This window comes from Pseudomonas sp. 8(2025) (genome assembly GCF_052665325.1).
Genome location: NZ_JBQOIE010000009.1, coordinates 117,729 through 130,249, shown reverse-complemented (window position 1 = coordinate 130,249; position 12,521 = coordinate 117,729). Strand labels below are relative to the sequence as shown.

General features: G+C 63.7%; 10 protein-coding genes. 2 read left to right on the top strand and 8 right to left on the bottom strand.

The annotated features are described in order from the left end of the window. Nucleotides 1-2: 2 nt before the first annotated feature. The 8 genes from ACUXVH_RS18370 to gap form a co-directional block, all read right to left on the bottom strand. The gene (locus ACUXVH_RS18370) at nucleotides 3-2,147 is read right to left on the bottom strand and encodes a methyl-accepting chemotaxis protein (RefSeq protein WP_011062884.1); all 2,145 of its coding nucleotides are present in this window, start codon (nucleotides 2,145-2,147) and stop codon (nucleotides 3-5) included. A 186-nt stretch (nucleotides 2,148-2,333) separates the two neighbouring features. Further along, complete coding sequence (locus tag ACUXVH_RS18365; RefSeq protein ID WP_053153419.1) at nucleotides 2,334-2,735, bottom strand: YbaN family protein; 402 nt, start codon at nucleotides 2,733-2,735, stop codon at nucleotides 2,334-2,336. 117 nt (nucleotides 2,736-2,852) lie between these two features. Continuing rightward, nucleotides 2,853-3,461: a biliverdin-producing heme oxygenase gene (locus ACUXVH_RS18360; RefSeq protein ID WP_011062882.1), complete on the bottom strand. Its 609-nt coding sequence runs from the start codon at nucleotides 3,459-3,461 to the stop codon at nucleotides 2,853-2,855. A 112-nt stretch (nucleotides 3,462-3,573) separates the two neighbouring features. Beyond that, a complete protein-coding gene (locus tag ACUXVH_RS18355; protein WP_019094562.1) occupies nucleotides 3,574-6,192 on the bottom strand; it encodes a TonB-dependent receptor in 2,619 nt (872 codons plus the stop codon). A 121-nt stretch (nucleotides 6,193-6,313) separates the two neighbouring features. Continuing rightward, nucleotides 6,314-7,282 (bottom strand): FecR family protein, encoded by a 969-nt coding sequence (locus ACUXVH_RS18350; RefSeq protein ID WP_011062880.1) that lies wholly within the window; start codon nucleotides 7,280-7,282, stop codon nucleotides 6,314-6,316. 113 nt (nucleotides 7,283-7,395) lie between these two features. Then, on the bottom strand, nucleotides 7,396-7,914 hold the full coding sequence (locus ACUXVH_RS18345; RefSeq protein WP_011062879.1) for an RNA polymerase sigma factor: 519 nt from the start codon (nucleotides 7,912-7,914) through the stop codon (nucleotides 7,396-7,398). A 73-nt stretch (nucleotides 7,915-7,987) separates the two neighbouring features. Then, a complete protein-coding gene (locus ACUXVH_RS18340) occupies nucleotides 7,988-8,452 on the bottom strand; it encodes a methylglyoxal synthase (protein WP_011062878.1) in 465 nt (154 codons plus the stop codon). Nucleotides 8,453-8,467: 15 nt separating this feature from the next. Then, the gene (gap, locus tag ACUXVH_RS18335) at nucleotides 8,468-9,472 is read right to left on the bottom strand and encodes a type I glyceraldehyde-3-phosphate dehydrogenase (protein WP_011062877.1); all 1,005 of its coding nucleotides are present in this window, start codon (nucleotides 9,470-9,472) and stop codon (nucleotides 8,468-8,470) included. Between the two features lie 223 nt (nucleotides 9,473-9,695). On the opposite strand from gap, the gene edd reads away from it, so the two are divergent. Further along, nucleotides 9,696-11,522: a phosphogluconate dehydratase gene (gene edd, locus ACUXVH_RS18330; RefSeq protein WP_011062876.1), complete on the top strand. Its 1,827-nt coding sequence runs from the start codon at nucleotides 9,696-9,698 to the stop codon at nucleotides 11,520-11,522. After that, a complete protein-coding gene (locus ACUXVH_RS18325; RefSeq protein WP_065365377.1) occupies nucleotides 11,519-12,475 on the top strand; it encodes a glucokinase in 957 nt (318 codons plus the stop codon). The genes edd and ACUXVH_RS18325 overlap by 4 nt, the downstream gene beginning before the upstream one ends. Nucleotides 12,476-12,521 lie beyond the last annotated feature (46 nt).

The window sequence follows — 12,521 nt, the reverse complement described above, 5'->3', positions numbered from 1 at the left end:
GCTTACACGCGGAACTGATCCATGAGTTTCATTTGCTGGGTGGCCAGGGCATTGAGCTGGCTGCTGACCTGGGCCGACTCACTGGCCTGTTCGGTGAGGGTTTCGGTCACGGTGCGAATCGCCGAGACGTTGCGGTTGACCTCTTCGGCCACCGCGCTCTGCTGCTCGGCAGCGCTGGCGATCTGCAGGTTCATGTCGCTGATCACGGTGACCGCGTCGCTGATCTTGCCCAGGGCCTGGACTGCCTGCTGGATCTGCCCGGCATTGTTCTGCGCCTGGCTCTGGCTGGCGTGCATGGTGGTCACCACATCCCGGGTGCCGCTCTGGATGCGTTCGATCACCACGCGGATTTCCTCCACCGAGTCCTGGGTGCGCTTGGCCAGGTTGCGCACTTCATCGGCCACCACGGCGAAACCGCGACCGCTTTCCCCGGCGCGGGCCGCTTCGATGGCGGCGTTGAGGGCCAGCAGGTTGGTCTGCTCGGCAATACTGCGGATCACTTCCAGCACCGACCCTATCTGTTCGCTGCTCACCGCCAGGGCTTCGACTTCCCCCACCGCCTTGCTCACCTCGTCGGCCAGCAGGCTGATGTCCCGGGTGCTGCGCTCGATGATGGTCATGCCTTCCTTGGCCGACTGGTCTGCGCCACGGGCGGCCTGGGCGGCATTGGAGGCACTGTTGGCAACATCGTGGGCAGTGGCGCTCATTTCGTTGGAGGCGGTGGCCACCTGGTCGATTTCGCGGAACTGCACCTGCATGCCTTCACTGGTCTGGCGGGCGATCTCCGAAGACTGGTCGGCGGTGCCCCGGGCTTCGGTGATGCTCTGCTTGATCTGGGCGATGGTCGGTTGCAGCTTGTCGAGGAAGCGGTTGAACCAGCCCACCAGTTCGCCGAGTTCGTCTTTCTTGCTGTAGTCCAGGCGCTGGGTCAGGTCGCCGTCGCCGCTGGCGATGGCCTTGAGCATCTGCGCCACGCTGTTGATCGGGCGGGTCACGCCCGAGGCGCTGAGCCAGATCAGCAGCAGGCCCAGCAGGCCGGCGCCGACGGCCACCAGTACGGTTTTCACCGTGCCGCTGGTCTGGGCTTCATCCAGCAGGCCTTGCAGTTTTACCGAGTCTGCCAGCAGCACTTGTTGCGGCAGGTCGATGGTGACGCCCCAGGGCTTGGCATCGGCAATCGGGCTGAAGGGGTAGACCGCGCGGATCAGTTCACCCTGTTGCAGGACCTTGTTCTGGTTGCCGGCGAGCAGCGCGAGGATATCCTTGCCCTGGGCGCCGAGGGTTTCGTTGATGTTCTTGCCGACCTGGCTGGCATCGGCGCCCACGGCCGCCAGCAAGCCGCTGCCGGCGACGATCATCATGTGCCCGGCACCGTTGAACAGAAAACGCTGGGATTCGCCGGCCGCGGCCTGCAGGGAGTCCAGGGCGATGTCGACGCCAATCACCCCGATGACCTTGCCGTCCACCAGCAAGGGCTGGGAGATGGTGGTCATCAGCACCTGTTTCTTGTCCTCGCCGATGGTGTCGGCGTAGGGGTCCAGCAGGCAGGTACGGCGGCTGTCGCGGGGGCAGGTGTACCAGACGTTGTAGGGGGTGCCGCTGAGGTTGAGGGTGGTCTTGGTCAGGTCGTCTTCCACCATCACGGTGTTCAACTGCTGGCCCCCGGATCGGCTCCAGTAGGTGGCGAAGCGCCCGCGTTCGTTGGAAGCACGGGCTGCGTCATTGAGAAATTCGCTGTCCTTGCCATCCAGGGCGTTGGGTTCGTAGGCCAGCCAGATGCCGAGCACTTTGGGATTGCGCTCGAAGGCGGTCTTCAGGCTGTGGTTGAGCTCTTCGCGCAGTGCCGCAGCTTCCAGGCCGCGCTTGCTCGCCATGTCACGCAGGTCGCGTACCTGGTCCGCCAGGGCGGTGATCACCAGGTTGCTTTCACCGAAGGTCTTCTGCACCCGTACTGCCTGGTCGGCGGCCTTTGCCTGCAGCAACTCTTCGACCCCGGCGGTGAGCATCCGCGTGCTGGAGGTGTTGACCAGTTGGTTGTTCTGCTGGCTCTGGTACAGGTTCATGCCGACGATCAGCGCCACTACGCCCAACAGGCACAGTCCGGACAACAGCACTATTTTCAGGCGAATGGAGAGAGAGTCGAACATGGGGGCGATCTCGCGAAAGGACGGATGGAAAGCACGGAATCGGATGACTCCGGTCGCCAAGTCCATTCAGCGCTATGCCCGGAACATCGGCTCGGGCGGCCTTTGCGTGAGGGGCTGCCGACGAACGGTCATGTCCTTGACATATATGGCCTCAGGGGCAAGGGCATAGCTGCCAGCGGGCGCAGGTCAGGAGGCCTGCGGCAGGGCTTCGGGGCGTGACCAGATCCACAGGTTGCCCAGGGTCATGCCGGCAATGGCGGCATACATCGTCCAGTGATGGTTGAGCAGGGTCAGCATCAGCCCGGCACACAGCAGCATGCTGACCGTGGCGCTGATCTTGGCCTTGCGGCTGACGATCCGGCCGTTGCGCCAGTTGCATAGGATAGGCCCGAACAGGCGATGGTTCTCCATCCAGGCGCTTAGCCGTGGCGAGCTCTTGGTGGCGGCCCAGGCAGCCAGCAGGATGAACTCGGTGGTCGGCAGGCCGGGTACGACGATGGCGATCAGGCCGATGGCCAGGCTGACATAGGCCAGCGCGCCAAACAGCAGGCGGGAAATCTTCGACGAGGAGGGGCGAGTGGGGGTCATGGTTTCGATGATGAGGTAACGCGTCGTACGGCTCAATCCGCGAATGCCGCCGGCCGACAAAATACCGCTGCGGGCAGGGGCACGCCTTGGCGCGCCACCTGCCCGCAACTACGCGGGTCAGGCCGGTTGTGCGGCGCCGGAGTAAGCCTGTTCCAGCAGCACGGTGAAGCGGTTGAAGGCATCCAGGGCACCTTTTTCCGCCGCGGCTTCTTCTTCGGCGGTGAACTCCAGGCCGTCGAGGATGCGGGTGAAGGTTTTCCAGCCTTCGGCGCGGCCACCGGCCGGTTCGCCCAGGTGACGGGCACCGAAGGTTTCGCTCAGGCCCAGGCCCACGGCACGCTTGATCAGGAACGCGGCACCCAGCTTGGAGCCCTCGGAGACGAAGATCCAGCCCAGGGCTTCGGCCTGGCTCGGGTTGCTGACGGCACCGGCCACTGGTGCAGGAACCTCGGTTTCCAGGTCGGCCAGGTCAGCCTTGGCAGCTTCGGCGCGGCAGCGCTCGGCCAGGTCCGGGACGATCTTGTTCAGTTCGGCATCGTTGTACAGGTCCACCAGTTCCGACTGGAACAGGTACTGGGCCACCACGAAACGGGCGAATGCACCTTGGGTTTCGAAGGGCGCATGGGCCTTGACCAGGGCGTCGAGCTTGGAATGAGGCTCGTGGGTGATCTGGTTCAGGCGTTGGGAGCGCAGGTGGTGACGCTGGGAGGAATCCTGGGAGGTCATGCAGATGTCCTTGAGAATGAGAGGCACTTAGTGACTAGACGAACAAGAAGACGCGACACAGTAAAAAATCCTCACTGCCCTGGATGAAAAAGGGCAGTGAGGTGTCCAGGCGTCAGATATCCCACACCAGGTTGACCGAGAAGTTGCGGCCGGGCTGGGTCAGGCGGTCGAGGTTGGCGGGTGCGGTCTGGCCGGCTTCGCCGACGCTGTCGTAGCCGCGCACGTCGTCCCAGTTCCAGTATTTCTTGTCGGTCAGGTTGTACAGGCCGGCGTTCACGGTCAGGTCATCGGTGACCTTGTAGAAGCCGCTGAGGTCGAGAATGCCGAAGCCCGGGGATTTGAACTGGCTGCTGGTAACGCGCCCGTCCGGAGCCTTGAAGGTACTGTCGTCGACCCGGTCCTTGCGCTTGACCAGGGTCCAGCTCAGCAGGGCGCCGTAGTTGTCCTGGTCATAGCCCAGGCCGAACACGCCTTTGAGCGGGTTGACGCTGTTGATCGGTTCGCCGTTGTCGTTGTTGCGACCGTATGCGTAGGCCACCGAGCCGATGCTGTACAGCCCTTGTGGAGCACCGAAGGCGTCGAGGTTGAGGCGGCCCTTGGCTTCCGCGCCCTTGATGGTGGCGTGCTTGATGTTGTTGCTCTGGATGACCGACAACAGTGCCCCGGCAGTAATGGCGTCTTCGTTGATGAAGTCGCGGTACTGGTTGTAGAACACCGAGACGTCGAAGGAGCCCGCGTCGAAGTTGCCGCGCAGGCCGGTTTCGTAGCTCTTGCTCGTTTCCGGCTTGAGGTTGGAGTTGGGCTCCACTACATAGCCGCCCGCGAGGTTTTCGAAGCGGCCGTAGAGCGCCTTGGCCGAGGGGGTACGGAAGCCTTCGGAGTATTGGCCGTAACCGGTGTAATGCTCGTCAAAGGCGTAGGTCAGGCCGAACTTGGGCGATACGCGGTGCCAGGTCTTTTCATCGTCGCTGACCGGGAAGGCGCCCGTTGAGTTGGCAACGTTGAGAAACTCCTGGGTCAGCTTGGGCTTGAGCCGGGTGTAGTCGTAGCGCAGGCCCGGAGTGAAGGTCCAGGCGTTCCAGCTGATCTGGTCCTGGACGAACAGGCTGTAGGTGTTGATGGTCGGGTCCGGGAAGTCGCTGGACTTCTTCACGCTGTCACCGGCAGAAGGGCTCGGCGCGCCAATCGCGGTACAGCCGGCACCGACGGCCAGGCAACTGGCGGTACCATAGCGCGAGCCCGTGACCTTCTGCTGCTTGAGAGTGGTGCCGTAGGTCAACTGGTGATCGGTTTCACCCAGGGCGAAGGCCTTGTCCAGCTGAGCGTCGAACACCCATTGTTTTTCCTGGTACAGGGTTTTCCGCTCACGCTGCACGTCACGCGCCACCGGGCTGAAGATCGACACCGGGTTGTAGCGCTCGGAGGTGGTCTGGTCGGTCTTGGCGATCTGGTAGTTCAGGCTCCACTTGATCTGGTCGGCGATCGGCGACTCCAGGGCAAAGCTGTTTTCCAGGCCGAAGCGTTCGCGGGTGATGGTGTCGTTGCCGACGCGCGAGCGATACCAGTTCTGGCCAACGCCATTGAGGAACAGGCCGCCCACCGCGCTTTTCTGATTGGTGTCGCGGTCGTCCTTGTACTTTTCGTAGGTCAGGCCCAGGCGTGCGTCGTCCGCATAGTTCCAGCCGAGCTTGGCCAGTACGTTGGTGGTCCGGGCGTCTTCCGGGTTGGCGGCAGTGCGGTTCAGGCCGGTGCCGTTGTTGCTGCCATAGGACTCGGTCTCATGGCCGTCACGCTGGCTCAGGTGCAACAGACCGTCGAATTCGCCGACCCGCCCGGCGAAGGTGCCGGATTTCAGCCAGCTTTCGTCCGCCGAGCTGTAGCCGGTCTTCAGGCGCGCGCCAAAATCCTCGCCGGGCTTGATGATGTCGTCGGCGTCCAGAGTGTAGTAACTGACGGCGCCACCGATGGCGCTGCTGCCGTAGAGCACCGAGGCAGGACCGCGCAGGATTTCCACGCGCTTGACGATTTCCGGGTCGACGTAGTTACGGTTGGTCTTGGCATAAGGGCCGCTGAAGAAGTGATCCGGCACTTCCACGCCGTCCACCTGGGTGAGGATCCGGTCGCTGTCGATACCACGGATGTTGTAGCCGCTGATACCGGCACGCTGGCCTGCACCGCCTACCGAAACTCCGGGTTCATAGCGCACCAGTTCCTTGATTGTGTTGACGTTCTGGCGGTCGAGTTCTTCCCGGGTGTGCACGCTCACGGTGCTGGGCACCGAGTTGATGTCCTGCTCCTGACGGGTGGCGCTGATGGTCACCTGCTGCAGGTTCACCACATTGGCTGCGCTGCGCTTTTCCAGAACGATGTTGTTGTTGCCCAGCTTGCGGTAGCTCAGGTTGGTGCCGCTGAGCAGCCGATCCAGGGCCTTTTCCGGTGGCAGCGAACCGCGCACGCCCGGGGAGGACACCCCGCTGCCCAGCTCCGCCGGCAGGCCCACTTGCCAGCCGGTGACCGCAGTAAAGGCGTTGAGCGCCGATACCAGCGGCTGCTGGGCGATAGCGAAGTTGTAGTTGCCCATGCGCTGGCTGGAGGATGCCGGGGCATCGGCGGCCATCACGGGGGCAGCGTGGGCGCCGGCCAGCAGGATGGCTGCGGTCAGCAGCGACAGGGTGCAGTTTTGCAGGCGGGCACAGGGAACAGGGGATCGGCTGTTGAGGCGAGGGGACATCGAGAGCGCTCCGGGTCGCACGAAACTTTTATAGGTGCAGATACACATTCAAAATGCGAATCAGTTGCATTGGCTATAACGAGACGTACGACCCGTAGAGATCGCGTAAAAATAATTGTTCTCAGTTGAGAATCACTAGTGCCGGGAACTCGGAAAGCCGTGCCGAAGTGATGTGGGCCAGGGAACGCACCACATCCAGAGGCTGATCCAGGCGGTAGTTGCCGGTTACCGCGACCTTTGCCAGGTGTTCGTTGTTGTTGACGATCCAGCCTGGGTAATAGCGCCGCAGTTCGGCCAGGACCTGGCTCAGGGGGCAGTTCTCGAACACCAGGCGGCCCTGGACCCAGGCCAGTTCCTTGTCGGCGTCGAGCCTGGCCGGCTGGTCGAAACCCTGGGGCCCGACCCGCACGCTTTCCCCGGCGCGCAGGCGCAGGCGCTGGTCGGCGTGGGTGGCGCGCAGGTCGATGTCACCGCGCTGCACCTGGACTTGTGCCACGCCGTCCAGGTAGCGCACGGCAAAGGTGGTGTCGCGCACGCTGGCCTTGACCGGGCCGGCGTCCAGTTCCAGGGGCAGGCCGCGATTGCCGGGGATCTCGAAGAAGGCTTCGCCCTGGTACAGCCGGGCCACGCGCTGGTGATCGTTGATGTCGCTGGAAAAGGCCGAGTTGGTGTTGAGCAGCACCTTGGAACCGTCTTCGAGCTGCAGGCGCTGGCGCTCGCCGACCTGGGTCAGGTGGTCGGCCTGCAGGCGCAGCGGCAGGTTGCTGAAGCTGAATAATCCGAGCAGCAGCACCGCGGCGGTGGCCAGGGGTTTCCAGTGGGGGCGCAGGCGCGCCAGGCGCGAGACTTTCGGTGGCGCTGCCAGGGTCAGGGCGCATTGCGCCACTTGCGGGCCATTCCAGATCGCCTGGGCCTTTTCGAAGGCCTGGGCGTTGAGCGGTGAAGCCGCCAGCCACTGATGAAACTGGCGCACTTGTTCCTCGTTCGGATGTTCCAGCTCGATCAGCCAATCCAGTGCCTGATCCATAGCCAGGGTGCTTGAGTGCGGGCCGGCAGGGGTGGGCGGCTCGGCGCTGTGAAAATCCGTCACGGGTGTTCCTCGGCTGCGTCTGTGCGCGGCTGTTTTTTCAAGAGAGAGCGAAAGCCGGCCAAGGTTAACAAAGGCTCGGGGCTGCCGCAGTCATTCTGCTCAGCGGTTGAGACTCACTGGCCGTCGAGACGTTCGGCGACGCCGATGCAGATGGCCATGATCAGTTTCAATTCCTTTTGCACCGTGCTCAGTGAAACCCCGAGCTCATCGGCGATCTCCTGGTAACTGTGGCCGTGCAGGCGGCTGAGGATGAAGATCTGCTGCTGGCGCGGGCTGAGCTGGCCGAGGCTGAGGTTCAGGCGTTCCAGCATCTGCTCGGCGTGGGCCGCGTCTTCGGCACTGCTGACGGGCGCGGCGACATTCTCCACCACCTCCGGCGGTACGTCTTCGAGCAGGGTGCGGCCCTGGATGCGCCGGGCCCGCAGGTGATCCAGGGCGAGGTTGCGCGCGGTCTGGAAGACAAAGGGTTCAAGGTGCGTGATCGGCCGCTCGCTCAGGGCCCGGGTCACGCGCAGGTAGGTTTCCTGCAGCAGGTCTTCGGCGGTGCTGTGGTTGTTGACCATCCGCTCCAGCGTTCGCAGCAGAGAAATGCGTTGGGTGAGGAAGACGTGGTTGAAGTGCGATTGACTCACAGCAAGGCCTGATCCATTTTTTCAGCAGATGATAATGATTGTCATCTACGTCAATGGTCAAGCCTTGCGTGAATTATCCTCGGCCGGCCAGGTAGGCCTGATAGTCGGGAATCCGGTGCTCATGGGCCTGGTTCATCAGCGGGCTGCTGAGCAGGTAGTCGGCGCTGCACTCGTTGCAGGCCACCGGAATGTTCCATACCGCCGCTACCCGCAACAGGGCCTTGATGTCCGGATCATGGGGCTGGGGTTCGAAGGGGTCCCAGAAGAACACCAGCAGGTCGACCCGTTGCTCGGCAATCTGCGCCCCCAGTTGCTGATCGCCGCCCAGGGGGCCGCTGATCATGCTTTCCACCGGCAGCCCCAGGTGCTTGCTCAGCAACAGGCCGGTGGTACCGGTGGCAACCAGCTCGTGCTCGGCCAGGCGCGCCTTTTGCCGCCCGGCCCACTCCAGCAGGAACGCCTTGCAGTGGTCATGGGCGACCAGGGCGATGCGCTTGCGCGCGGCCATGGTCTTGTGGGTGAAACTGATACCGATCATCGACGAATATCCGTTTTATTCCGCGTTGCACAGGGCCAGGCAGTTATCCAGCATGCGGTTGGAGAAACCCCACTCGTTGTCGTACCAGGCCAGCACCTTGAGCAACCGGCCACCGCTGACCTTGGTGTGGTTGGCGTCGAAGATCGACGACAGCGGATTGTGGTTGAAGTCGCTGGAGACCAGCGGCAGGGTGTTGTAGCCGAGGATCGTCGAGTGCTGGCTGGCGCTCTTGAGCAACGCATTGACCTCTTCGGCGGTGGTGTCGCGCTTGAGGGTCACCGTCAGGTCCACCAGGGACACGTTGATCACCGGTACTCGCACGGCCATGCCGGTCAGCTTGCCAGCCAGCTCCGGCAGCACCAGGCCCACCGCTTCGGCAGCGCCGGTCTTGCTCGGGATCATGTTCTGGGTGGCCGAACGGGCGCGATAGGGGTCGCTGTGGTAGACGTCGGTGAGGTTCTGGTCGTTGGTGTAGGCGTGGATGGTGGTCATCAGGCCGTTGTCGATGCCCAGCTCGCGGTGCAGTACCTGGGCCACTGGCGCCAGGCAGTTGGTGGTGCACGAGGCGTTGGAGATGATCTGGTGCGACTGGCGCAGGATGTCGTGGTTGACCCCGTAGACCACGGTGGCGTCGGCGCCCTTGGCCGGGGCCGAGATGATGACCTTGCGGGCACCGGCGGTCAGATGGGCGGCAGCCTTGGCGCGGTCGGTGAACAGGCCGGTGCATTCGAACACCACGTCGATCTTCTCCGCGGCCCAGGGCAGTTCGGCCGGGTTGCGGATGGCGCTGACGGCAATCCGGTCGCCATTCACGGTGAGGCTTTCCTGATCGTGTTCGACTTGGGCGTCGAAAGTACCGTGCACGGTGTCGTATTTCAGCAGGTGGGCATTGATAGCGCTGTCTCCGAGATCGTTGATAGCGACGATCTGCAGATCCTGGCGATAGCCTTGGGTATAAAGTGCGCGCAGGACGTTACGGCCGATACGGCCAAAACCATTGATTGCGATTCGAAGAGTCATGTGCAAACGCCTGTCGTTGAATTTGTTGTTGGAATTACAAGATTATTCGCATAGAAATAGAAAACAAGCCTTTTTAGTGGCAATATTTTGTCTTATCTACAACGAGTGACCTGAATCAACTGGTCCAAATGGTCAGAAACATCCTCCGCTGTCCCTGAGCGGTGGCGCGTCTGATCAGCATAGACAAACAGGTCGCCACATCCGTTAGCCTGGAGTTCTACACATGCATCCCCGCGTTCTTGAGGTCACCGAACGGCTTATCGCCCGTAGTCGCGCCACTCGCCAGGCCTATCTCGCGCTGATCCGCGATGCCGCCAGCGACGGCCCGCAGCGGGGCAAGCTGCAATGTGCGAACTTCGCCCACGGCGTGGCCGGTTGTGGCACCGACGACAAGCACAACCTGCGGATGATGAATGCGGCCAACGTGGCAATTGTTTCGTCATATAACGACATGTTGTCGGCGCACCAGCCTTACGAGGTGTTCCCCGAGCAGATCAAGCGCGCCCTGCGCGAGATCGGCTCGGTGGGCCAGTTCGCCGGCGGCACCCCGGCCATGTGCGATGGCGTGACCCAGGGCGAGGCCGGCATGGAACTGAGCCTGCCGAGCCGTGAAGTGATCGCCCTGTCTACGGCGGTGGCCCTCTCTCACAACATGTTCGATGCCGCGCTGATGCTGGGGATCTGCGACAAGATTGTCCCGGGGTTGATGATGGGCGCCCTGCGCTTCGGTCACCTGCCGACCATCTTCGTTCCGGGCGGGCCCATGGTCTCGGGCATTTCCAACAAGCAGAAAGCTGACGTGCGCCAGCGTTACGCCGAAGGCAAGGCCAGCCGCGAGGAACTGCTGGAGTCGGAAATGAAGTCCTACCACAGCCCCGGCACCTGCACCTTCTACGGCACCGCCAACACCAACCAGTTGCTGATGGAAGTCATGGGCTTGCACCTGCCGGGCGCCTCTTTCGTCAACCCCAATACGCCGCTGCGCGATGCCCTGACCCATGAGGCGGCGCAGCAGGTCACGCGCCTGACCAAGCAGAGCGGGGCCTTCATGCCGATTGGCGAGATCGTCGACGAGCGCGTGCTGGTCAACTCCATCGTTGCCCTGCACGCCACGGGCGGCTCCACCAACCACACCCTGCACATGCCGGCCATCGCCCAGGCGGCGGGCATCCAGCTGACCTGGCAGGACATGGCCGACCTCTCCGAGGTGGTGCCGACCCTGTCCCACGTCTATCCAAACGGCAAGGCCGATATCAACCACTTCCAGGCGGCGGGCGGCATGTCGTTCCTGATCCGCGAGCTGCTGGAAGCCGGCCTGCTCCACGAAGACGTCAATACCGTGGCCGGCCGCGGCCTGAGCCGCTATACCCAGGAACCCTTCCTGGACAACGGCAAGCTGGTGTGGCGCGACGGCCCGATCGAAAGCCTGGACGAAAACATCCTGCGCCCGGTGGCCCGGGCGTTCTCTGCGGAGGGCGGCTTGCGGGTCATGGAAGGCAATCTCGGTCGCGGCGTGATGAAGGTTTCCGCCGTGGCCCCGGAGCACCAGATCGTCGAGGCCCCGGCCGTGGTGTTCCAGGACCAGCAGGACCTGGCCGATGCCTTCAAGGCCGGCCTGCTGGAGAAGGACTTCGTCGCGGTGATGCGCTTCCAGGGCCCGCGCTCGAACGGCATGCCCGAGCTGCACAAGATGACCCCCTTCCTCGGGGTGCTGCAGGACCGCGGCTTCAAGGTGGCGCTGGTCACCGACGGGCGCATGTCCGGCGCTTCGGGCAAGATTCCGGCAGCGATCCATGTCAGCCCCGAAGCCCAGGTGGGTGGCGCGCTGGCCCGGGTGCTGGACGGCGATATCATCCGCGTGGATGGCGTCAAGGGCACCCTGGAGCTTAAGGTAGACGCCGCAGAATTCGCCGCCCGGGAGCCGGCCAAGGGCCTGCTGGGCAACAACGTTGGCACCGGCCGCGAACTCTTCGCCTTCATGCGCATGGCCTTCAGCTCGGCAGAGCAGGGCGCCAGCGCCTTTACCTCTGCCCTGGAGACGCTCAAGTGAAACTGGCCCTGGTCGGTGATATCGGTGGCACCAACGCGCGCTTCGCGTTGTGGAAAGACCAACAACTGGAGGCGATCGAAGTCCACGCCACCGCGGACTACAGCTGCCCGGAAGACGCCATCAAAGCCTACCTGCGAAACCAGGGGCTGGCCCTGGGTGCCATAGGTTCGGTGTGCCTGTCGGTGGCCGGCCCGGTCAGCGGCGATGAGTTTCGCTTCACCAACAACCACTGGCGCCTGAGCCGCCAGGCTTTCTGCCAGGCGTTGCAGGTGGACCAACTGCTGTTGGTCAACGACTTCTCGGCCATGGCCCTGGGCATGACCCGCCTGCAGCCGGATGAATTTCGCGTGGTCTGCGAAGGCGTTGCCGAGCCCTTGCGCCCGGCCGTGGTGATCGGCCCGGGCACGGGCCTCGGGGTGGGCACCCTGCTGAACTTCGGCGACGGTCGTTACATGGCCTTGCCGGGAGAGGGCGGGCATGTCGACCTGCCCTTGAGCAGTGCGCGGGAAACCCAGCTCTGGCAGCACATTCACGACGAGATCGGCCATGTCAGCGCCGAGACCGCCCTCAGCGGTGGCGGCCTGCCCCGGGTGTACCGGGCGATCTGCGCAGTGGACGGTCATGAGCCGCGGCTCGAGACTCCGGAGGCCATCACCGCGGCCGGCCTGGCCGGCGACCCGATCGCCCGGGAAGTGCTGGAGCAGTTCAGCTGCTGGCTGGGCCGGGTGGCGGGCAACAACGTGCTGACCACCGGGGGGCGTGGCGGGGTGTACATCGTCGGTGGGGTGATTCCGCGCTTTGCCGATTTCTTCATCCACAGCGGCTTTGCCAAGAGCTTTGCCGACAAGGGTTGCATGAGCGATTACTTCAAGGGCATCCCGGTGTGGCTGGTGACCGCGCCCTATTCCGGGCTCACCGGTGCCGGCGTGGCCCTGGAGCAGGCCCAGGGCTGACGCCGCCCTGGCAGGCGACCCGGCATCAGGCATAATCGCGCACCCT